A 23,440-nucleotide genomic window follows, 5' to 3' on the forward strand; every position below is an offset into this window, starting at 1 on the left:
CTTTTTCAGGCCATCAAACTATATGGTAAAGGTTCTTTTTTTCTTGTGCTCACTTTCCTCGTATCGCTTTACACATTGTTTGTAAATCTTTACTGCTTCCTCAGAATTTCCCCATCCCCCGGTATCAACTTTCTTTTCTTCAAGATCCTTGTAAACCTGGAAAAAATGCTCAATTTCTTTCAAACGGTGTGGGTTCAAATCTGAAATATCCATCCTTTTGCTGTAAATCGGGTCATTTACCGGAACACAGATAATCTTTTCATCAGGGCCTTTTTCATCAGTCATATGGAAAACACCGATTGGCCTTACCTCCATGACCACCATGGGGTAGGTTGGTTCAGCTCCCAGTACCAGTACATCTAGAGGATCCTTGTCAAGTGCAAGTGTTTCGGGAATAAATCCGTAATCTCCTGGATACATCATCGATGAGAATAACATTCTGTCAAAACGAATCTTGTTCAGCACAAAATCATATTCATATTTATTTCTGCTTCCTTTTGGGATTTCAATTAATACATCAAATGTTAGTTGCTTTTTGCTACTCATGTTTTAAATTTTTTGCAAAAATACAACTTTAGATGACTTGGTCTCATTAAAACGCTACAAATGTTATATTCAAAGGAGGAGACTTTCCAGTTAAATTATTGAATTCAAGGACCCTATCCCATATTATGATCATTTTGAGATGTAATTTCTCAGGCAAATATTTTGAAAATCTAATTATTATTTAGATATTTGTCTAATTATATAAGTATCTATATGAACTCATTATTCAAAGCTCTTAATGATGACACCCGCAGGCAAATCATTGAATTGCTCAAAGACAGGGATCTTAATGCCGGGGAAATTGCTGCTCATTTTGAAATGTCAAAACCCAGTATTTCTCATCATCTGGACATTTTGAAAAGAGCCGAATTAATAAGCAGCGAAAAAAAAGGGCAATTTGTCAATTACTCTTTGAATACTACTATTCTTGAGGACTTGATCTCTTGGATATTAACTTTAAAAAATAAATCATGAACTTTTCCTTAAAAAAAGAACTTCCGCTCATTGGTATCGTACTTGTGCCTTTTGTTTATCTGTATGTAGTTTGGGATAAATTACCCGAGAAGGTTCCTGTTCATTGGGACATCAATGGGGAAATAGATCGCTACGGCAACAAGTCAGAACTCATCCTTGTGGCTTTCCTCTTACCCGTTTTTATCTATGTCCTTTTTTTGATCATCCCTAAAATCGATCCCAAGCAAAAGATCTATAAAATGGGTAGAAAATATGATGCTCTAAAAACTGTCCTCACACTTTTTATGTCAGTCCTTGCCATGATCATCATCTATGCTTCCATGCATGAAACTTTGTACAATCCAAATTACATCCTCTTACTGGTTGGTGTGCTCTTCACTGTTTTGGGCAATTTCTTTAAAACCATTCGATCCAATTATTTTATTGGAATCAAAACTCCCTGGACACTTGAAAATGAAACGGTTTGGAAGGAGACACACAAACTCGCAGGTAAGATCTGGTTCATCGGAGGACTGATTATCGTCTTGTCCTGTTTGATTTTGGAAAAAAAGGCCAGTTTTAACCTTTTTCTAATAGTAACTATTCTAATAACTATAATTCCTGTAGTCTATTCTTATCTTAAATTTCGCAACCTTAACCTCAATGAACGAAATCAATAAAAATCATTTCATTGCTGGGCTGCTGGCAGTCCTGGCAGGCTTTGCAGCAAAAACAATTTACCGACCCTTTGCATATGAGCATCAGGTAAATGATTTCGGGCTATCTGACGGGGCACCAAGTTTCTTCTATGTCATCGGTTTTTCTCAACTTTTACTTGTCAAAAAATTCAGGCACCCGAGGTTGGTTATTCTTATGGTTATAGCCGGATCTCTGGCCTATGAATTCTGGCAAATGAGAAATCAGGCTTTAGACTTTATTGATCTTGGAATGTCCCTGCTTGGCGGAATTGGGTCTTTCGTGTTATTAAAAATCTTCCAAAATGATAAATGATGCGCTCTTTACAAATTTTGGATCATGGAAAAATGTATCTTGCGGAATAACCAATCATCTAAAACAATAGTTCATCCGCTTTAAATGAAAAAATTTCGTTTCCCAACCGCCCAAACAATTTTATTTACCATTGCGGGCCTTGTCACCCTGCTTACCTGGATCGTACCGGCCGGAAAATACGATACCTTGAAATACAATTCAGATGAAGAAATTTTTGAACGAATCAGTTCTGAAGGATCAGTTCAAATTCCTGCCTCTCAGGAAACATTAGACAAACTAGACATTCTTATTCCTTTGGAAAAATTTACCAGCGGTAGCATATACAAACCGATAAGCATACCAAATACTTACAAAAGTCTGGAGGCAAGACCACAGGGCTTTGCGGCATTTGTAAAATCTCCGGTACGAGGTATTATAGAAGCAGCAGATATCATTTTTTTGGTTTTGATTATAGGAGGGCTCATCGGTATTATGAATAAAACAGGGGCATTTGATGCCGGCATTTCCTGGCTCGCCAAGAATTTAGAAGGCAGGGAATATTTACTGATCATTATGGTAACCGTACTAATTGCTGCAGGGGGTACAACCTTTGGATTAGCCGAAGAAACCATGGCCTTTTTTCCAATTCTAATCCCTGTTTTTCTCGCAGCAAAATACGACGAAATGGTGGGGCTGGCCAGCATCTTTCTTGGCTCCGCAATAGGCACAATGTGCTCAACAATAAATCCTTTTTCGGTGATCATAGCCTCTGATGCAGCTGGAATTAACTGGACCACGGGCTTGAATGGAAGAATCATTATGCTGTTGACATGCCTAGTGATTACCATAATTTATATCATTCGTTATGCAAATCGGGTCAAAAAAGATCCGAAATCCTCTCTTCTTTTCGAGGAAAAAAAATCTGCCTCCAATCATTTCAAAGGTCTTGATCATTCCTTAAAACTAACATTACGGTTAAAATTGATTCTCCTGATCTTTTCAATGAGTTTTATCATCATGATTGTCGGAGTATCGGTGCTTGACTGGTGGTTTGTTGAAATGACGGCAACGTTTCTCGTCGGTTCGATTCTCATTGGATTTGTCGGTCAGATCAAGGAAACGGATTTTGTTGAATCATTCTCAAAAGGAGCGGCAGAATTACTTGGCGTAGCTTTTATCATTGGTATTGCCAGGGGGGTATCGGTAATTATGGATGACGGGCTGATTAGTGACACCATGCTTTATTATGCAAGTTCGCTCACTGAAGGAATGAATAAAGGAGTATTTACCAATGCTATGCTCTTTGTATATGCAGGACTGTCATTTTTTATTCCTTCTTCTTCAGGAATGGCCGTTCTAACCATGCCAATCATGTCACCTTTGGCTGATTCGGTTCAAATTGGCCGAGAAATAATTGTAAATTGTTATCAATACGGAATGGGCCTGTTTTATTTGATTAACCCAACGGGCTTGATTCTCGCTTCACTTGCTATAATAAAAGTAGGGTTTGATAAATGGCTGAAATTTGTCATGCCCCTGTTTATTATTTTGATTCTTGTAACTATGGTCCTCTTGACAATGTTGGTTTATTTATGATCCCTATTTTCGGTTTTACCGGATTGGGAAAAATTGATGTAACTTGCCCTTTAAATTTTGTTATTCAACCCTTGTATTTTGGAGTCTGTCTAAGAAGGGGGTCTTTATGGAGAATCCAGGGCTAAAAAATACATTTTGATTCGTACTTTTACAAGAAGAATTATTTTCTAAATCCTTGAAATATTAACTTTTATGAAGCATATTTTTTATTTCTTTCTCTTAATGGTGTTATTAATAGCATGTAAAAAAGAAAACAAAGAAGCAGTAAGTCCGGAACCATTACTTAAGGAGGTTCCATCTGATGAAAAATCCGAAGAATGGGTGTACCTTTTCGACGGAGTAAGTACAGAAGGCTGGAGAGCCTATAATGGAGATGAACTTCCACCGGGATGGGTGGCAAAAGACAGTGTACTCACCTTCGATACAGAGCTTGGACTGGAGCAGGATTATACCGGAGGCAAAGATATTATCTATGCTAAAGAGGAGTTCGACAACTTTGAACTTTATGTTGAATGGAAAATTCCTGAAGGTGGAAACAGCGGTATCTTTTATCACTTGAAGGAAGGAATTCCAGGAGCGGGCCCACCAGACATTTCTCCTGAATATCAGCTCATCGATGATGAAAATTATGCCTCAATTCACGACCTTACAGGATACAATGAAAGTATGGGTGTTAAAGAAAACCTGGCTGACCTTCAGGATTGGCAGAAAACAGGTTCGGATTATGCAATGCATCCAGCCGATGACTCCCAAAAAGTATTGCACCCTGTTGGAGAATGGAATTCAACCAGAATCATTTTTACGCCGGAAAAAGTAGAACACTGGCTAAATGGCAAAAAGCTGGTTTCATTTGTTCCCTGGAATGAAGAATGGCATGCCAAGAAAAATGCAGGAAAATGGAAAGATGCAGATCTTTACGGATCTTTTAAAACGGGTTATATCGGATTCCAGGATCATTCCAGCCCGATATGGTTCAGAAACATAAAAATCAGAAAATTATAAAACCTATACTCATGAAAAAAAGAGACTTCTTAAAAAGTACAGCGGCATTGACAATGGGAGCTTTCCTTCCTTCTCCCTTGTGGGCTCTATCTAATGATAAACGATTACGAACGGCCCATATCGGTTTAGGGATGATGGGTATTGAAGACCTCAAGGCCATGACTGCACATGAAGCCGTCGAGGTAGTTGCCTTATGCGATGTGGACGCTGATTTACTTGCAAAAGCTGGTAAAATGCATCCTAAAGCATCTGTTTATGCTGATTATAGGCTGATGTTAAATGAAATGGCTGATAAAATAGATGCCGTTGTTGTTTCAACACCTGACCATGCACACGCACCGGCTTCCATGATGGCCATGGAATTGAACAAGCCAGTTTACTGCCAGAAACCTCTGACACATCATGTGACAGAAGCCAGAGCTATGAACAAAATGGCAAGGGAAAAGAATCTGATCACGCAAATGGGGATCCAGGTTCATTCATTTTATGATTATAAGCTTGCAACCATATTGATTCAGAGCGGGATCATAGGAAAGGTGGAAAGAGTCAGGGCATGGTCCAATAAAAATTGGGGCTATGACGGACCCGAACCTAAAGGATCAGATCCTGTACCTGACAATCTGGACTGGAACCTGTGGCTGGGGACGGCACCTGAAAGAGATTATAAGGAAGGTCACTATCACCCCTCCAACTGGAGAAAAATTCTTGATTATGGCTGTGGTACCTTAGGTGATATGGGGGTTCATATATTTGATACACCTTACAATGCCCTTAATCTGGATGTTCCAAGGACCATTAAAAATAAATGCAGAAAACCTACCGGTTTTGGCTTTCCTGAAAATAATGTGGTAACCTATGAATTCCCGGGCACCAGGTATACCACCGATACCCTGACCTGGATATGGAATGACGGATTAAGTGCCCCTGAATGGCATAAGGACCTTGAACTGCCGGGCGGAGATAAATTACCTGATCAGGGAGCCATGTTTATTGGAGAAAAAGGAAGACTGTTGCTTCCGCATTTTATGCAATTACCAAGACATATTGTTAATGGTGAATATGTTGACCTTGACCTGTCTTTGGTCAAGGACAAAGAGGCTCTGGGGCCTCCAACCGGCGATTATGGAGTAGAAAGCAACAAACATTATCATCAGTTTGTGGATGCTTGTCTGGGCAAGGACGAATGCAGTGCACCGTTTTCTTATGCTTCAAGGTTAATTGAAACCATTTTACTGGGGGTTATTGCCGGAAGGTTCCCTAATAAAACATTGCATTGGGACAGTGAAAAAGCGCAATTTGCAGAAGAAGAAGCCAATGCCTTATTAGACGCTCCTTACAGGAAATTTTAGGAAGTGTTTTTTTATTCTTATCCTTCGAATTGAAGTATTTCGGGATTGGGGTTTACCCTGGGAATATCCTTGTTGTTGATTTCCTCTGAGATGCAGAAAACCTTTAATGAATGAAAAGATTTTTTGGAAAATTTCGGGGCGGTAAAAGAAACAGGAAATTTTTAGAATCATGTTAGGACAGCTCAACAAATTCATGGAATTGAGGAGAAGTAGAATTATTTTTATCGGAGTTCTAATCTTGTCATTTAATTTCCATATTTCCGGACAGGAAAAAGAAACTGAAAATGATAAGAGTTTCTACACTGTGTTATTTATAGGCAACAGTCTCACTTATACGAACAATCTCCCCAAACTACTCGAAAAGAAAGCTTCAAAAGAGAATATAAAGATCAAAACGCAGATGATCGCATATCCCAATTATGCATTGATTGATCATTTGAATCAGGGAAAGATTCAAACAGAAATAATTAAAAACAATTATGATTTTGTAATCATTCAACAAGGGCCCTCCTCACAACCAGAGAGTAGAAAGTTACTTTTAGATGCCTCAAAAAGGATTGCCCATCTTTGCAAGGAAGGGGGAAGTAAATTAGGCGTGTTTATGGTATGGCCTACTCTTTCCTATTATCAAACTTTTGATGGTGTTATTGAAAATTATCGAAGTGCTTCAGAGCTCAATAATGCGATTTTATGCCCGGTTGGTGAAACATGGAAAAGATATATTGATGAATCGAGGAGTTATGAATATTACGGCCCCGACGGATTTCATCCCTCTAAAAAAGGAAGTCTGCAGGCAGCTGAAATAATTTTTTACAGTTTGTTCCCAAATTCTTAAATTGAACTTAAATATTTCTCCCATGAAAAAAATGAATTCAATTTTCACCTGCCTGGCTTTTTTTTCACTTATTTTCTTTTATTATGCAGAGGCTCAAGAAAACCATTCAACCCTTAAAGATAATATGCTCATAAGTCTCAATGCAAAGGACCAGACTGAACTGAACTGGATTAATAAGCCCGAAAATTTCTCATTGACAAAGGGTAAACTTAAAATTGAAGCCCTGAAAGGAACTGATTTTTTCAATGATCCGGAAAGCGGAGAAATAACCTCAACCGCACCTTTTCTCTTCAAGGATATGGAAGGTGACTTTGTTGCTGTTTTGAAGCTGCGTCCGGATTTTTCTTCACAATGGAATGCAGGGGCAATTTTTATGATGATTGATCAATACAATTGGATCAAATTTGCCTTTGAAAACTCTGATGCTACCGGGAAAAGCATAGTCAGTGTTGTAACCCGGAACGTATCTGATGATGCCAACGGAGCTATTTTAAAAGATTACGATGAAATCTGGCTTAAAATGATCAGGAAGGGTGATATTTACGCCTTGCATTGGTCCCTGGATGGAATTGATTATAAAATGTGCCGATTAGCAGCAATGAATGAGGCTGCTTCGGTAAAAATAGGATTAGAGGCCCAGTGCCCGGTAGGCAAAAAAGCCTTACATGAATTTCTTTATTTTGGGATTGAGTCGAGAACTGTAAAGGACCTTAGAAAGGGAGAATAGTCTTTTTTGCATTTTCTGGATATTCTTTTCCCAAACTCTGTTAATCGTTTATATCTTAGAGAAAGTAATGCTTATCTTTGAAATGAATGTTCGGGTATCCTCGAATAATTATTTATAAAAGCGCTATACATCATGAAAAAAATAAAGGTTATTGCATTTGATGCTGATGACACCCTTTGGATCAATGAACCCTATTTTAGAGAGGCTGAAGAAAAGTTCAGCAACTTGCTTGAAGACTTTCTTCCCCATCACAGTGTCCAAAAAGAATTGTTCAAAACCGAGATGGACAATCTTGATTTATACGGTTATGGCGTCAAAAGTTTTATTCTCAGTATGATTGAAACCATTGGTCGCATCACCAATAACAATGCCGACATTAAACTGGTCAACAAAGCTGTGGATTTAGGAAGGGAATTACTAAAAAAACCCGTAATTCTTCTCGATGGGGTTGAAGATGTACTAAAGAAATTGAATGGATCTTACAGGCTGGTAATGGCCACAAAAGGAGATCTTCTTGACCAGGAAAGGAAACTGATCAAATCCGGGCTGGAAAAACATTTTCATCATATTGAGATCATGAGTGATAAAAAACCATCGGATTATGCTAAGCTATTGAAACACCTCGATTGCAAAGCGGAAGACTTTCTGATGATTGGTAATTCCGTTAAATCTGATGCGATGCCTGTTCTCGATCTTGGAGGATATGCCATACATGTTCCTTACCACACAACCTGGGCCTATGAAAAAGTAGATATCAAAATTGATAACCCTAAATTTTTTGAAGCAGAAACGATCGAGCATGTCATTGATTTTATACTCTAAAACAACCTATTATCAAATGATGAGAATATTTTTAGCCACAGGTGTTGTTCTGACTTTACTGTTTGGTTCTTGTTCAGAAAAACCTAAAAAGAGTGAAGCGAAGAAAAGGTATCTTGATTCGGCTACCATTGAGATCCTTGATGAGGAAATTCTAAATATTGTGAATCCGGAAAACAAATTTGAAATTCTTTCTGAAGGCCATGACTGGACGGAAGGCCCCTTATGGCTTGATGAACAGGGAAAGCTTTTATTTTCTGATATTCCGAGAAATACAGTGTACAGCTGGTCAGAAAAAGATGGGGTTGAAGTTTATTTAAATCCATCAGGATTTACCGGAGAAAATTATAAAGGCTCAGAACCCGGGGCTAATGGTTTACTCCTTGATCCAGAAGGAAATTTAGTATTATGTCAACATGGTAATCGACAGGTAGCCAGAATGAACAGCCCCTTGAACCAACCAAAACCCGAATATATTTCCCTTGTAAATGTATATGATAATAAAAAATTAAACAGTCCGAATGATGCTGCATATCACTCAAATGGTCAGTTGTTTTTTACCGACCCTCCCTATGGATTGGCGGGTAGAATGGAAGATCCTGAAAAAGAACTGAGTTTTCAGGGAGTTTACAGGCTGGAAAAATCAGGTAAACTGACTTTAGTCGATGATCAATTAAGCCGGCCGAATGGAATTGGGTTTTCATCCGATGAGTCAATATTATATGTTGCGAACTCAGATCCCGAAAATCCGATTTGGAATTCATATCATCTGGACTCAATGGGACAAGTAAAGTCGAAAGAATTATTCTTCGATTCAAAGGCATTAGCTTCCGAACGAGAAGGATTGCCAGATGGCTTAGAGGTACACCCCAAGGGATTTGTCTTTGCCACTGGACCCGGAGGGGTGCTGATCTTTAATAAAGAAGGATCTCATCTGGGTACACTTTTAACAGGCCAGGCTACCTCGAATGTGGCTTTCAACGGAGATCACTCAAGCTTGTTCATGACTGCCAACAGTTATGTACTCCGTTTGAATCTGAAATAAGCAGCCTGATAAACCAGAATACAAACTGTTTAACCTTAAAAAAAGTGAATACTAAAATAGCCTTTATCTGTGACCTTCATCTGGATGAAAAGAATCCGGAAATTTATGGGGTCGATCCAAAACTGAATTGGAAACGTATTCTTACTGACATACGAAAGAGAAATATCGATAAGGTTATATTCGGCGGAGATATCGGTGCTCCAAAGGCATATTCCTGGTTTTTTAAAAGCCTTGAGCCTTTTAATTATGATGTCATCATGGGGAACCATGACGCGTATAGAGAGGCAAGTCAGTTTTACAAAAGAGGGAAAGATAACAGAGAGTTGTATTTCAGTAAAATCCTGGAAAGCTATAAATTCATTTTTCTGGATTCTTCTTCCAAACTGGTGAGTAAAAATCAATTGATCTGGCTGTCAAATGAATTAAAGACAGAACTCAAAATAGTCATTTTTATTCACCATCCTGTTCTTGAGGTTAAAACCCCCATAGACCGCAGGCATCCTCTTCAAAACAGGGCTGAACTTTATGAGGTTCTGGCAGATTCCTCAAAAGATATAGAAATTTTTAGTGGTCATTATCATATGAATGATGAAAAAAAGGTAGGTAAGATCACACAGGTGATCACTTTAAGCTCAGTTTTTCAGGTAATAAAGGACGCAGAAGAAATTGATATCGATGCCTCTTTCTTTGGCTACCGGATTATCACCCTTAACAAAGAATCAATTACATCTGAAACTGTTTCCATTGCAAAGGATAGTCCATAATTAATGGCAATATGAATTAACATGAATCTGTTTTCCTCAAAAAAAGAAAAACAATTATGGCTGTATGCCTTGATCTGCTGGATCCTAATTCTTTCCATGTTATTCCTGGGACAACCTCTCCTTCAATTATTTTCCAATCAGAATATACAGGCCGGATTTTTTATTTTTGGAATGCTTCTGGTCGCTGCGATAATTGCCATTCATGCTTTTCGACAAAATTCCGATAAACTAAGCTTGATATTATGGCTGTCGTTACTTACCTTGTTTAGTATGTTTCTGCTCAGGCTTGGGCTCCCAGAAAGAAGTCATCTCATTGAGTACTGTATTCTGGCCATTCTAATCCATGAAGCGCTTCTTGAAAAGCAAAAAAAATCAAAGTCGCCTTGGAAGGTACCCCTCCTCGCCATTGGCCTTACTTCGGCCTTGGGTTTAATTGATGAAACCCTTCAATTACTGGTCCCGAACAGGTTCTTCGATATCAAGGATATCATTTTCAATTCTTTTGCGGCTATTCTTGCCGTGGGTTCACGGGTTATTGTGGATACGATACGAAGAAAGATCTCAAAAACCGAATAAAATCATCGCTCCCTTAAATATTCTCTGAAAACTCGAGTTTAGGTAAAATGGTCACATTACCCTTTTGAATTCTTTGCATCTTACGTAAAACTTTGTCCAGCATCCTTACGGCCTTCACTATATATGGGCCCTTATTAAGCATAACACAATCGGCTCGCTGGGCCATGGCAACGTCGGTTATTTCTGCCCTTGTGGGTATACCTTTTTTTGCCAGATTTTCCAATACCTGTGTTGCCCAGATATTTGGTACATGAGCAGCATTACACATTTGTAAGATTTCTTCCTGAATGATGGCAAAATTTTTCCAGCCTGTTTCTATGGCCAGGTCACCCCTTGCAATCATGACACCAATGGGGAAATTCTCCATTGCCTTTAATAAAATACTTGGTAAATTTCTGTAAGCCTCCTTCGTTTCAATTTTCAGTATGATTCCGAGTTCGGCCTTCAATTTCTTTAGTTCATCAAGCAATTCTTCTACGTCCTCTTTGCAATTAACAAATGAAAAATTCACTGCATCAGCGTGTTTCGCAACAAACTTGAGGTCTTCCTTATCCTTATTGGTCAAACCTCTTAAGCCCAAGGCACTGTTTGGTAAATTAATTCCTTTATCGGCTTTCAATTTGCCTCCTTTCTTTTTCGCTCCCGTGATCTCAATGACTAAGTGATCAGAATGAATTTCCCGAACGATCCCCTCTATTTTACCATCATTAAAATAGATCGGATCCTCTGATTTTACATGGTCAAAGACCTCTGGCAATGTGCAGGAAATATGAGCCATCTCCAATAAATTGCCTTCATCATCATAAACAGCAGGTTCACCGAGAACAGCTTTCTTATCTAACCTCAGTGAATCTCCTTCAAATAAAAAGATCACCTCATCTAAAGGCAGCAACTCCTGAAGTGTATGGATCTCTTTTCTTGATTTTTTCTCCAGGAATACGTTTAAAACGGTCTCCGAAGTAACAAAAGCAGAATCTTTACAAAAAGCCCAGCGACCTTTATCTTCTTTGGATTCAATATGTATTGTACATTTTTTATTCCGCGAATCTCTAAAAATAATATACGATCCTTTTTTAGTTTTGCGCAGCCATTTTTTGTTTACTGGAATGGCCACATCAAAATCCACATCTTTGGGAGGCTTAACTCCATATGGGGCCAGCCAGATCTTTGCTGGTTCCACTACCTGACCCAAAGAATTTTTTTTGGGCTTGATATGAATCACCTTTGGTCCTGGTTTCATTTTCCCGGTTCTGATTTTCGGGCCTCCCAAATCCATCATGATTTTACAATCTTTCTCATTGTTTCTGATACGATCAATTATCTGTTTCCAAATAATTTCCTCGTCATGTGCACAATTTATTCTCGCACAATCCATCCCTTGTTTCAAAAGGATCTTCACAAAATTCTCATCCGTAGCAGCCTCAGTTGGCTGGGTAACCAAAATAGCCGTTCTTCTTTTTTCATTAATCGAGCCAAAAAGCGCGATGGAATTTTGCTCCTTTAATTCTCTGACCCTTTGATTATCCATTGCTATTTCCTGCTCTTCCGTGAATCGGTAATCGAGAAGGCTGTAAACAATCGCTCTTAGACTGATTATACTCAATAAAATATTGTCCTGAGATTCTAGGGTAATGGGCAAGCCAAGGTCTTCCAGTTTTTGCTGAAGGATGTTGATATTAAAGGAACGCAAAGCCAAATAATGGACCAGGTTCCTTGCACTTTGGGCATAGTTGGGATGAACATTTCTGAGATTAGGTTCGTACTTATCTTCAAATTCATAAACTGTTTCAATTATCGAATTAAGTGCAGTAATAATCTCTTGTAATTTATCCTTGGAGAAACGCATAATCAACAATTTATGGTACTATAAATTTACTACCCAAATTTTATATTACATAATATTCTCATGATAAATTCCTAGCTTTTGTATCTTTAAAACATCAATAAACCAATCAAAATGCAAAAAACCAGCCTTATTACTCAGTTTAAAAACGATTTCCCGGCGAGTGTTGTCGTATTCTTTGTCGCCTTACCCCTCTGTCTGGGAGTTGCATTGGCAAGCGGAGCTCCTTTGTTTTCAGGTGTTATAGCCGGAATAGTTGGAGGTATACTTGTTGGTGCCCTCAGCGGTTCTAAAATAGGTGTCAGCGGGCCTGCTGCAGGTTTGGCAGCTATCGTATTAAGTGCCATCAGTACTTTAGGCGGCTTCGAAAACTTTTTAGTTGCTGTTGTCCTGGCCGGTATTTTTCAAATCGTTCTTGGATTTTTAAAAGCCGGGGTCATTGGATATTATTTTCCGTCTTCTGTAATTAAAGGAATGCTCACTGCAATCGGCATCATTATTGTTTTAAAACAGATTCCCCACTTTTTTGGCTATGATACGGATTACCAGGGTGATTTGGCTTTTATGGAGGCAGATGGTGAGAATACATTTACGGCCATATTCAACACAATTAATCACATCAGACCCGGAAGCGCATTGATAGGTATAATTGGTTTAGCTGTTTTAATTTTTTGGGATAAGGTGCTTTCCAAAAAAGGAAGGTTTTTTCAATTGGTTCAAGGACCTTTGGTTGCGGTGGTACTTGGAATTGTTTTCTTTATACTAACCAAAGACCACCCTGTATTACAAATTACCGGAAATCATCTGGTTCAGGTACCGGTTTCAGAAGATTTACAAGCCTTTTTAGGTGTGTTTACAAAACCTAATTTCGGTGCAATTATGGATTCTGAAATATGGATCGTTGCCTTTACTATTGCATTGGTGGCGAGTTTAGAAACTCTGTTAAGTGTGGAAGCAACTGACAAACTGGATCCGGGTAAAAATGTAACTCCAACAAATCGTGAATTATTTGCTCAAGGAGCAGGGAATATAGTTTCAGGTATGATCGGAGGGTTGCCCATTACACAGGTAATTGTGCGTAGTTCGGCTAACATACAATCGGGAGGTAGCAGTAAGCTTTCAACCATCATGCACGGAATATTATTGTTATTGTGTGTTTTGATCATACCAACGGTTTTAAATATGATTCCTTTATCAGTTTTAGCTGCAGTACTTTTAGTGGTAGGCTACAAACTGGCACAGCCAGGTACATTTTTGAAAATGTATAAATTAGGCCGGAAGCAGTTTGTTCCCTTTATGATTACGGTTATAGGAATTGTATTCACAGACCTGTTAGTAGGTATTGGTATGGGGCTTTTTGCAGGAATCATAGTGATCTTGTTCAAAAGCTATAAAAACAGTCATTTTCTCCACAAAGAGGGAGAGGATATTGATGATGGTGTTATTAAAATGGCACTTGCCGAAGAGGTTACATTTTTTAACAAAGGGGCGATTCTTATGGAATTGGAGAACCTTCCTGATGACTCACAGTTGGTTTTGGATGTCAGAAACACAGTTTATCTGGACCATGATATTGTAGAAATTCTGGATGATTTTACGGTCAAAGCAAAAGAAAGAAATATTTCCATCAAATTGGTTTCTGAATCCGGAGAGTTTCTTAATTTAAAAAGCTATCTTGAGTTTTTTGAAGGGAACAAGGCCTATAAATCCGGCTAAAAACCGGTTTTAAAATTTTCGATTTAGGAAAAGAATAACCAATCCTTGTGATTAACAATCAATTCATGTGATTCGATGGACCTGAGTCTCATTTCATATCTCTCCTTTCTTATTTCATTTCAGCTTTTGTTTGTCGGTCTATTTTTAATCTCAAACAAAAAAGGAAACCGACGAAATAATCTACTGCTTGGAAGTATTTTTATTTTGATGGCCTGGAATATGGGGGATCTTACCTTGCAAATGAATGATGTAATTTTGAATTGGGGTTTCCTGCAGGTGATCGACAGCGGGTTTTTTCTTCTCTACGGCCCAATAATCTATATATATGCACAAGGCGTAATATTTAAGGATTTTAAGTTATCCAAAACACATCTCCTTCACTTGATACCTTATCTGTTACTTACGCTATTTCTCTTTGTTGCAGGAAATCCCTCACCGAAAACATCAGCTGAATTTATCAGTAGTGATTTACCATGGCAGTTTTACCTGGGAAGTATTCTGATTTACCTTCATTTCTATGTCTATATGGTTATGACTTATAGGTCATTATGGAAGTACCGACAGGTCATTAAGAATAAATATTCTCAGATAGAGAAGATCAATCTGGACTGGCTCAGTTTTGCTTTAAACACTTTTGTCCTGATTACTATTATATCTTTTGTGCACAACTTTATTCCCCTGGCAAATAACATGACTGTGTTTTTGATCACCTTGATCCTCCTGCTGATTTTTATCTTTTACTTTGTGAATAAGGTGATTCTTGATGCGTTAAGGCAACCCGAAATTTTTTCCGGTATAAATCAAAAAGAAACATCCAGATATCAAGGGTCAAAGTTGACCTCCTCACAAATAAAAGAATATAAAGAAAGGTTAATTGAACTGTTCAACACGGAGAAAACGTTCCTTGATCCCGAAGTCAGTCTGAAGGATTTATCTGAAAAACTTTCCATATCCAGTAAAAATCTTTCCCAGGTGATCAATCAATCCTTTGATAAAAGTTTTTTTGATTTTATCAATTCTTACAGGATTAAAGAAGCTCAACATATCTTTAAAGAAGCCAAAGACGATAAGATGACAGTCATGGAAGTCATGTTCGACGTGGGATTCAATTCCAAATCTTCCTTCAACACAGCCTTTAAAAAAGAAACAGGACAAACTCCTACCGAGTTTCGAAAAACGATATAAAAAATGCGTTCGAGATCATGATATCGGTCCATTTTGATTTAAAAAGTTCAGATACTTGCTGTATAAATATGAATTTTAAATCAAACTCAAATGGAAAAAACAAGTCACATATCAACCATAGGAAATCTTTTAAACAAAAGTAAGTTAGCCATCATCGGTGAGATACTATTGATTTTTTCTTCAGCTTTTTCATTATTTGTGATTTTGAAACCTTTAGCCGGAGAAAATGTTTTATTAAAATTGGGAATCATTTGGTGCATAAATGTTTTAATGCTTCTGCTGATCTGGCTGGGCAATACGCTTCGTGGAAGACAATGGGCCGATTTTGGTCTTACCTTTGGAAGGGTTACTTCCAAAGAAGGAATCCGGGTATTCTCTCGTTCTTTGTTGGTCTTCGTACTGGGAATCTCAGCCTATATTTTGGGAACTTTTATGATGTCCCAAATATCAGGAATGCCTGAGAGCGCGGATATGAGTAACTATACATACCTAAACAATATTTTTATGCTCATCTTGACTCTGTGCGGGGTTTATATCGTTTCCTCATTCGGCGAAGAAGTTATTTATCGTGCATTCCTAATTAACCGTTTCACCGAACTCGGTTTAGATTCAACATTTGGAAAGATCCTGGCAGTGATATTCAGTTCGATAATTTTCGGGTTAGTTCATTTTGAATGGGGTCCAACAGGAATTGTTTCAACGGCAATGATGGGACTTGTTATGGGTATATTCTATTTGAAATACAAAAACCTCTGGATCCTGGTACTGGCCCATGCTTATATGGACACTTTATTATTAGTGCCCTTATTCTTGCAGAATAGTTGATTCAAAGGCTAGAAAAAGGAAGGTTTTCAAATGGACATAATTTATTGCCGGATAAGGTTAAAATTGATATCGAACACTTCCTTTTAAATAAAATGGAGTTCCCGGGGTGAAGGTGAGTCCATACTCCGGCTCTGAGGTTTGACTCACCCTGTAGTCGCCTGCGAACTGTGCCTCATTCCATTTTGTGTTGAAGAGGTTTTCTGCAGAAATACCAAAGGTCCAATTTCTGTGAGCATAATTTATCTTTGTATCGAAAACGGTATATCCGAACGCGGTAACCGAATTAATTTCGTCGGCCGGTCGATCACTCATAAAACGATATCGAACGGAACCAGACCAGTTTCGAATCGAATTGAGAGTGAATCCCCCGGTCGAGGTCCATTCAGGTGCCAAAGGAATATAATTTGAGCCCTCAGGTTCGTCAACAAAACGACCTAATGAATAATTGATGTCGGTATCAAAAAACAACCAGTCAACAACCTGCCAACGCAGGCTAAAATCGATTCCCTCCCGCCTGGTTCGACCACTGGGCTCCCAGGTTCCCGCGTCACCGGACCAAACCATTTCTGACTCAAGATTCATCTGCCATATCGCGGTATTGAGAATCACACGGGGAGAAGGTTTCCAGATCAAGCCAAAATCGGCTCCCTGAGCTTTTGCCAATGTGGGTAAACTGTCATTTCGCGTAACCACCCGAGCATCGTTAGAATGAAAACCCTGACCAAATTTCAAATACAATTGAAAACGATTCGTTGCATTAAAAGCCACATTTAATTTAGGACTGACTATCGCCTGTGTCTTGGAGCTTTTTATTTTATCCACTTCTGTCTTGTCCAGATATGAAAAACCAAAGGCGTCAAAGCGAAGCCCCAAATTAACCATCCACTTCTTCTTTTGCCAAGTGATTTTACCGAATAGATTCAAGTTTTGCTCGTTAATATCCCCATAATTGGTCGTATCAATCACCTCATATCTCTTTTTGGTATGGAGCAACTGGCTATCATCAATGTCGTCCAATCTGAACCCTGCTCCTATCTCAGTATCTATCTTATTTTCTCCAGCAAAAAGAAATGATTTCTTGTAGGAAGCGTTATAACCAATTAGATTTCGACTTTCTTTTTGTCTTATTTGATCCCCATTTATCGAATCATTCAAATAGAACGTAAAATTTGAATACAAATCAAAATTATATCGGGTGAAATAGATCTGATTAGTCAAGACACCATCATTATCAAATAGGGTTTTTAACTTGGCAGACAAGTTCATTCGCGAGGTCGAACCACCTTCGGTAGGATCGAGGGAGCCCCATCTGGATAAGCTGCCGTCCTCAACCAAAGATTGAGGAATCTGACCCGACTGATCCCAACTACTATTGAATAAAGAGGCCGAGATACTCAGCATATTTGATTGATTGACGGCCTCATTATATCTGGCAAAAAAATTGAATCGGTTTAAATTCTGGGGATCGTCAAAAGGCCCGTCCGTGGTAAAGTATTCCATGGCCACAAAAGCGTTCCTTTTCTCATTAAGGCTCTCATTCAATAGATTGAACATACCCACGGTTCGCGCAGTGTTGAACTGACCTCCTTCTACTTTTATCATGTTTTTATCCAGAAAACCCAAGGTCTTAAACTCGACATAACCAGCTGTGGTAAAATCTCCACGTTCAGCATAATAGGTCCCTTTTCCGAATTCAATATTATGAACCAATTCAGGGATTACCCAATGCAGATCAGCATAGCCTTGCCCATGTGCCTGAGATACCATGTTTACCGGCAATCCATCTACGGAAATATTTACATCCGTTCCATGATCAGCATCAAAGCCCCTTAGAAATATCTGTTCTGATTTCCCTCCGCCTGCATGTTGAGCAATGAACAACCCTGGCACTACACGAAGCACATCCTGAGAAGAGTTCACGCTTCTGATGTTAACATCGATCTGTGCAATTGATAAAGGTGTTACATGTGACCCATCGATGTATACATCTTCAAGATCTATGGCGTCTGTCTCCATTAGCACATTGATCAAACCTTGATGGGAACTGAAGCTAATTTCCTGTGTCCTGTAACCAAGGAATGACACTATAAGAATTCCTTCATCATGTTCAGTGGTTAAAGTAAAACTACCCCACTCATCGGTGATCGTCCCTTCGAAGCTGTCCTTAATTGTAACACTTGCTCCTGAAAGAGGTGAGTTGTTAACTTTGTCAACTACCTTGCCTTTAATAACATGATGCCCATATACCGATTCTGGAATCCAAGCCAACAGGAGTCCAAAAAAAGCAAATACAACTAGCTTTTTCCAAGTCAAAGATTCTGGAAGAAAATCATTCATTAATTCTGAATCACAGTAATTTTACAAACAAAAATAGGGTTCTATTTTATTATTCCACAAAAAAAGATCTCTATTTCAAGGGATTAATCCGAGAGTCATTTTCCCTTAATCCGTGATTACTCTGCGTTATAAAAAAAAGTACAAGAAAAATGAATAGACTGCTCCACTAAGAAACATGTATTTCTTAAATGAAAAAATCCGTAATGCCTACTAAGGAGCATTTACGGATTCAATCTGTACCTTGGGTGGGAATCGAACCCACACGATATTGCTATCACTGGATTTTGAATCCAGCGCGTCTACCAATTCCGCCACCAAGGCCTCTAGTAGAGTGACCAAAATAGTATAATTTTGGGCTTGCAAATATAATCTTTTTGGTCAAAATAAAAACCAATTCATCAAGATATTTCCAAATTAATAAGGTATCCATTACACTCGATTAAATTCTTTACTTAAAAATTTCAGCAATGGAAATAATTGGTTAATTTTGCAACCATTTTAAACCAGTCCAAACTTCTATAAAACAATTCTTTATGCAATCTGCTATGTTGTCCCCAAAAATTTTTGCTTGTTCCCAAAGTGTTGAATTAGCGGAAAAAATTGCAAGTTCCTATGGAATGGAACTTGGAAAGGTTCGTAAAACCATGTTTAGTGACGGTGAGTACCAGGTCTGCTTTGAAGAATCAATCCGAGGTCGTCGTATTTTTTTGATTGGATCCACTAATCCTCCAAATGACAACTTGATGGAAATGCTGCTAATGATCGATGCGGCAAAAAGAGCATCGGCAAGGCATATCACAGCCGTAATGCCTTATTTTGGATGGGCAAGACAAGACCGAAAAGACCAGCCAAGAGTTCCAATTGCAGCTAAGCTGGTAGCAAAAATGCTGCATGCTGCAGGTGCGACAAGAATTATGACAATGGACCTGCATGCCGATCAGATTCAGGGATTTTTTGAAGTTCCGGTGGATCATTTATTTGCCTCTACAATTCTTCTTCCACATGTTGAGGCCATGAATCTTGACAATATCACCATAGCATCTCCGGATATGGGAGGCTCAAAAAGAGCATATGCCTATTCCAAATACCTGAAATGTGAGGTTGTCATATGTTACAAACAGCGAAAAAAAGCAAATGTTATTGACACCATGGAGGTTATCGGTAATGTTGAAGGGAGAAATATTATCCTTGTTGATGACATGGTAGATACTGCCGGAACCTTAACAAAAGCAGCTGATGTGATGATGGAAAGAGGAGCTTTGAGCGTAAGAGCACTTACAACTCATGCAATTCTTTCGGGTCCCGCCTATGAAAGGATCGAACAGTCTGGTTTAAAGGAACTTATCGTGACAGATACTATTCCTCTTAAAAAGACAAGTTCTAAAATAAAAGTTGTATCTTGCGCCCCTTTATTTGCGGACGTGATGAAGATGGTTCAATCCAATTCATCCATCAGTGGTAAATTTATAATGTAAAATAATTAATATAGAAAAATGAAATCAATTACAATCAAAGGATCTAAAAGAGAAAGCGTGGGCAAGGCAGCGACCAAAGCCTTACGTAATGCTGGAAAGGTACCTTGCGTATTATACGGAGGAGACCAGGCTTTGCACTTTTCAGCAGAAGAGTTGGCATTCAGCAAATTGGTATATACTCCAAATGTATATACGGCAACGATTGAACTTGAAGGTGGTGAAAAGTTTGAAGCTATTTTACAAGACATTCAGTTTCATCCGGTATCGGATAAAATCTTGCATATCGACTTTTATCAGTTAGATCAGGCAAAAGAAGTTACAATGGAAATCCCTGTAAGACTGATCGGGAATTCTCCTGGTGTTATGGCAGGTGGAAACCTTCGTAACCCTTACAGAAAATTAAAGGTCAGAGCACTTCCGGCTAATCTTCCGGATTTCATCAATGCTGATATTTCAAAATTGAAAATTGGTGACAAATTGTATGTAACAGAACTGGCTTCTGATGAATTTTCTATTCTTCACCCTGAAAATACGGTTGTGGCTCAAGTTAGAGTATCTAGACTGGTGGTTGCAGCTGAAGGAGAAGATGAAGACGAAGAAGAAGCAGCTGAAGGAGCTGAAGGAGCTGAAGCTTCTGCGGAACAAGGAGCTCCGGCCGCTGAATAATTTCAGTTAGATCGACTCATAAAAAAAGCTTTTCGAAATTCGAAAAGCTTTTTTTTATCTTTAGAACATGAATTTCATAAAAAATCTTCTCGGCTTTTTTCGACCGGGAAAACAAGAGGTTGACATGAAAAAATTTCTGATTGTAGGGCTAGGTAATATTGGTGAAAAATATCATAATACCCGACATAATATTGGATTTTCAATACTTGATCACCTGGCAAAAAAGGAAGATACAACATTTGAGTCCAAAAAACTGGGAGATATAGCAAGGTTTAACTACAAAGGAAGAACCTTTATTCTACTGAAGCCAAGCACCTTTATGAATCTAAGCGGAAAGGCTGTTAATTACTGGTTGAGGATCGAAAAAATTCCTTTGGAAAATCTGCTTGTGATAACCGATGACCTCAACCTTCCATTTGGGACCATCCGTTTAAAAGGTAAAGGAAGTTCTGGGGGGCATAACGGGCTAACCAATATCAATGAGATCCTTCAAACTCAAAATTATGCCCGGCTAAGATTTGGGATAGGCAATGAATATAGTAAAGGACGTCAGGTTGATCACGTTTTGGGAAGCTGGAATGAGGATGAATCCGCTTTAATAGGAGAAAGGATAGATAAGTCATCAAAGGCCGTTACCTCCTTCGCCCTGGCAGGGCTTGCAAATACCATGAATACCTTTAACGGAAAATAGTTACTTCACCGTGGTATCCTATTCCTCTTTGACAAATAATCTTACCGTGTAAGCAAATAGTCACATAAAATTACTCCACCGTAACTGATTTCGCTAAGTTCCTTGGCTGATCAACATTACAATTACGCATAACAGCAATATGGTATGATAGCAACTGTAATGGAATGGTAGTCAGCAGTGGAGTAAAAGCTTCTTCTACCTCTGGTATTTCAATCACATGATCCGCAATTTCCTTAACTGTTACATCCCCTTCCGTAACGACCGCTATGATCTTACCTTTTCTGGATTTAATCTCCTGAATATTGCTAACCACTTTCTCATAATGACCTTTGCTGGTAGCTATCACAACAACAGGCATTCTGTCATCGATCAAAGCAATTGGTCCGTGCTTCATTTCGGCAGCCGGATATCCTTCGGCGTGAATATAAGAGATCTCTTTTAATTTCAGTGCTCCTTCAAGAGCCACAGGGAAATTATAACCTCTTCCTAAATAAAGGCAATTACTCGATAATAAATATTCTCTTGCTATACCTTTTACCTTATCATCAATTTTTAAGAGCTGTTCAACTTTTTCCGGAATCCGCTCCAGTTCCTGTAAATGCAATCTGTAATCTGAACTTGTCATGGTTCCTTTAGCTCGAGCAAGCCTTAGAGCCATCAATAATAAAACCGTGATTTGAGTTGTAAAAGCCTTTGTTGAAGCTACTCCTATCTCTGGCCCAGCATGCGTATATGCACCCGAATCATTCTCTCTTGCAATTGAAGATCCCACCACATTACAGATTCCAAAGACAAAAGCTCCCTTGGATCTGGCAAGTTTAATCGCAGCCAAAGTATCTGCTGTTTCACCTGACTGAGAGATCGCAATGACCACATCTCTTTCTGTTATTACCGGATTTCTGTATCTGAACTCGGAGGCATATTCAACCTCCACTGGAATTCTTGCAAATTCCTCAAAAATATATTCTCCAACCAGCCCGGCATGCCATGAAGTTCCACAGGCTACTACAATGATCCGGTCAGCATTGAGGAATCTTTTCATGTTATTCTCGAGTCCAGAAAGTTTTATGATCGCTTCATCTACCAGAAGCCTTCCTCTGAACGTATCTGTAATCGCTCTGGGCTGCTCATGAATCTCTTTTAGCATAAAATGCTCATATCCACCTTTTTCAATTTCCTCCAGATTCAGTTTCAATTGCTGAATATTGGCATCGATTAAGCTGTCATCCAGGATTTTTCGAACACGGACTTCTCTACCTCTTTTTATAATGGCCAGTTCTTGATCTTCCAGATAAATCGCGTCCTTGGTATATTCTATAAATGGAGATGCATCCGAAGCAATAAAAAATTCCTGGAAATCTTTTCCCACTCCAATAGCAATGGGACTCCCTAATTTTGCTACAACAATTTCGTCAGGCTTTGCCTTGTCAAACACCGCTATGGCATAGGCACCAATCACTTGATTTAGCGCTATCTGAACTGCCTTGCCCAGCTTAACATTTTCAGTTGTTTTTATCTCCTCAATAAAGTTAATAAGAACCTCTGTATCTGTGTCGCTTTGAAAAACATATCCTCTGCTTTGAAGTTCCTGTTTAATGGTATCGTAATTTTCGATAATCCCGTTATGAACAATTACAAGATTTCCCGATTGGGAGGTATGAGGGTGAGAATTTGTATCATTGGGAACTCCATGTGTTGCCCATCTTGTATGCCCCACACCTACAAATCCTGACTCCGGGATTTCCTTTTGAACCTTTTCTTCTAGGCTGGAAACTTTTCCTTTGGTTTTAGAAAGATTGATTTCTTTTCCATCATAAAGCATCACTCCTGCACTGTCATACCCTCTGTATTCCAATCTCTTTAATCCATTTATAATAATGGGATAAGCTTCACGATAACCAATATAACCTGTAATTCCACACATTTTATTTGAGTATTAAGTTCATCTAAAAAACGAAAAACCTGACAATCTATTGCAAAGGTTGAGAACTCCTTTAAAC

At 38.7% G+C, this 23,440-nt stretch carries 22 protein-coding genes and 1 tRNA gene; 18 read left to right on the plus strand and 5 right to left on the minus strand.

Annotated features, from left to right (window positions below; all coding sequences use genetic code 11):
* Positions 1–18 precede the first annotated feature (18 nt).
* Positions 19–546 (minus strand): inorganic diphosphatase, encoded by a 528-nt coding sequence (locus tag LCM02_RS09645; RefSeq protein ID WP_224928730.1) that lies wholly within the window; start codon positions 544–546, stop codon positions 19–21.
* A 213-nt stretch (positions 547–759) separates the two neighbouring features.
* On the opposite strand from LCM02_RS09645, the gene LCM02_RS09650 reads away from it, so the two are divergent.
* The 12 genes from LCM02_RS09650 (at position 760) to LCM02_RS09705 (ending at position 10,702) form a co-directional block, all read left to right on the plus strand.
* The gene (locus LCM02_RS09650) at positions 760–1,020 is read left to right on the plus strand and encodes an autorepressor SdpR family transcription factor (protein ID WP_224928733.1); all 261 of its coding nucleotides are present in this window, start codon (positions 760–762) and stop codon (positions 1,018–1,020) included.
* Positions 1,017–1,679, plus strand: a complete 663-nt coding sequence (locus LCM02_RS09655) for an SdpI family protein (RefSeq protein WP_224928737.1) — start codon at positions 1,017–1,019, stop codon at positions 1,677–1,679. The genes LCM02_RS09650 and LCM02_RS09655 overlap by 4 nt, the downstream gene beginning before the upstream one ends.
* The gene (locus LCM02_RS09660) at positions 1,663–2,010 is read left to right on the plus strand and encodes a hypothetical protein (RefSeq protein WP_224928740.1); all 348 of its coding nucleotides are present in this window, start codon (positions 1,663–1,665) and stop codon (positions 2,008–2,010) included. Before LCM02_RS09655 ends, LCM02_RS09660 begins: the two co-directional genes overlap by 17 nt.
* An 84-nt stretch (positions 2,011–2,094) precedes the next feature.
* Entirely contained in the window at positions 2,095–3,585 is a 1,491-nt protein-coding gene (locus tag LCM02_RS09665) for a YfcC family protein (RefSeq protein WP_224928743.1), read from the plus strand.
* Positions 3,586–3,777: 192 nt separating this feature from the next.
* Positions 3,778–4,587, plus strand: a complete 810-nt coding sequence (locus LCM02_RS09670; RefSeq protein WP_224928745.1) for a 3-keto-disaccharide hydrolase — start codon at positions 3,778–3,780, stop codon at positions 4,585–4,587.
* 11 nt (positions 4,588–4,598) lie between these two features.
* Positions 4,599–5,936 carry a Gfo/Idh/MocA family protein gene (locus LCM02_RS09675; protein ID WP_224928747.1) on the plus strand — a complete coding sequence of 446 codons (1,338 nt, stop codon included), beginning with the start codon at positions 4,599–4,601 and terminating at the stop codon, positions 5,934–5,936.
* Between the two features lie 169 nt (positions 5,937–6,105).
* Complete coding sequence (locus LCM02_RS09680; RefSeq protein ID WP_224928751.1) at positions 6,106–6,771, plus strand: SGNH/GDSL hydrolase family protein; 666 nt, start codon at positions 6,106–6,108, stop codon at positions 6,769–6,771.
* A 31-nt stretch (positions 6,772–6,802) separates the two neighbouring features.
* Complete coding sequence (locus tag LCM02_RS09685) at positions 6,803–7,498, plus strand: DUF1349 domain-containing protein (protein WP_224928754.1); 696 nt, start codon at positions 6,803–6,805, stop codon at positions 7,496–7,498.
* A gap of 132 nt (positions 7,499–7,630) precedes the next feature.
* Positions 7,631–8,320 (plus strand): HAD family hydrolase, encoded by a 690-nt coding sequence (locus LCM02_RS09690; protein ID WP_224928757.1) that lies wholly within the window; start codon positions 7,631–7,633, stop codon positions 8,318–8,320.
* Positions 8,321–8,336: 16 nt separating this feature from the next.
* On the plus strand, positions 8,337–9,362 hold the full coding sequence (locus LCM02_RS09695; protein WP_224928760.1) for an SMP-30/gluconolactonase/LRE family protein: 1,026 nt from the start codon (positions 8,337–8,339) through the stop codon (positions 9,360–9,362).
* Positions 9,363–9,406: 44 nt separating this feature from the next.
* Positions 9,407–10,126 carry a metallophosphoesterase family protein gene (locus LCM02_RS09700; RefSeq protein ID WP_224928763.1) on the plus strand — a complete coding sequence of 240 codons (720 nt, stop codon included), beginning with the start codon at positions 9,407–9,409 and terminating at the stop codon, positions 10,124–10,126.
* 21 nt (positions 10,127–10,147) lie between these two features.
* A complete protein-coding gene (locus LCM02_RS09705) occupies positions 10,148–10,702 on the plus strand; it encodes a VanZ family protein (protein ID WP_224928766.1) in 555 nt (184 codons plus the stop codon).
* A gap of 13 nt (positions 10,703–10,715) precedes the next feature.
* Here the strand turns inward: LCM02_RS09705 and LCM02_RS09710 are convergent, their stop codons facing one another.
* A complete protein-coding gene (locus LCM02_RS09710) occupies positions 10,716–12,548 on the minus strand; it encodes a pyruvate kinase (protein ID WP_224928768.1) in 1,833 nt (610 codons plus the stop codon).
* Positions 12,549–12,659: 111 nt separating this feature from the next.
* Here LCM02_RS09710 and LCM02_RS09715 point away from each other — a divergent pair, with 111 nt between their 5' ends.
* From LCM02_RS09715 to LCM02_RS09725, 3 genes are all read left to right on the plus strand, one after another.
* Positions 12,660–14,261, plus strand: coding sequence for a SulP family inorganic anion transporter (locus LCM02_RS09715; RefSeq protein WP_224928771.1), 1,602 nt, complete (start codon positions 12,660–12,662; stop codon positions 14,259–14,261).
* 207 nt (positions 14,262–14,468) lie between these two features.
* A complete protein-coding gene (locus tag LCM02_RS09720) occupies positions 14,469–15,446 on the plus strand; it encodes a helix-turn-helix domain-containing protein (protein ID WP_224928775.1) in 978 nt (325 codons plus the stop codon).
* 90 nt (positions 15,447–15,536) lie between these two features.
* Entirely contained in the window at positions 15,537–16,271 is a 735-nt protein-coding gene (locus LCM02_RS09725; RefSeq protein WP_224928778.1) for a CPBP family intramembrane glutamic endopeptidase, read from the plus strand.
* A gap of 57 nt (positions 16,272–16,328) precedes the next feature.
* Here the strand turns inward: LCM02_RS09725 and LCM02_RS09730 are convergent, their stop codons facing one another.
* Positions 16,329–18,608 carry a TonB-dependent receptor gene (locus LCM02_RS09730; RefSeq protein ID WP_224928781.1) on the minus strand — a complete coding sequence of 760 codons (2,280 nt, stop codon included), beginning with the start codon at positions 18,606–18,608 and terminating at the stop codon, positions 16,329–16,331.
* Between the two features lie 237 nt (positions 18,609–18,845).
* Positions 18,846–18,929: transfer RNA gene (locus tag LCM02_RS09735), tRNA-Leu, on the minus strand.
* A 212-nt stretch (positions 18,930–19,141) separates the two neighbouring features.
* Between LCM02_RS09735 and LCM02_RS09740 the strand changes: the two genes are divergently transcribed.
* The 3 genes from LCM02_RS09740 to pth all read left to right on the plus strand — a co-directional run bounded on the left by LCM02_RS09740 (position 19,142) and on the right by pth (position 21,440).
* Entirely contained in the window at positions 19,142–20,083 is a 942-nt protein-coding gene (locus tag LCM02_RS09740) for a ribose-phosphate pyrophosphokinase (protein WP_224928784.1), read from the plus strand.
* 18 nt (positions 20,084–20,101) lie between these two features.
* Positions 20,102–20,749 (plus strand): 50S ribosomal protein L25/general stress protein Ctc, encoded by a 648-nt coding sequence (locus LCM02_RS09745; RefSeq protein WP_224928787.1) that lies wholly within the window; start codon positions 20,102–20,104, stop codon positions 20,747–20,749.
* 124 nt (positions 20,750–20,873) lie between these two features.
* Positions 20,874–21,440 (plus strand): aminoacyl-tRNA hydrolase, encoded by a 567-nt coding sequence (gene pth, locus LCM02_RS09750; RefSeq protein WP_224928790.1) that lies wholly within the window; start codon positions 20,874–20,876, stop codon positions 21,438–21,440.
* Between the two features lie 70 nt (positions 21,441–21,510).
* Here the strand turns inward: pth and glmS are convergent, their stop codons facing one another.
* A complete protein-coding gene (glmS, locus tag LCM02_RS09755) occupies positions 21,511–23,364 on the minus strand; it encodes a glutamine--fructose-6-phosphate transaminase (isomerizing) (protein ID WP_224928793.1) in 1,854 nt (617 codons plus the stop codon).
* Between the last annotated feature and the right edge of the window lie 76 nt (positions 23,365–23,440).

This window comes from Lutimonas saemankumensis (genome assembly GCF_020171465.1).
Lineage (GTDB): Bacteria > Bacteroidota > Bacteroidia > Flavobacteriales > Flavobacteriaceae > Lutimonas > Lutimonas saemankumensis.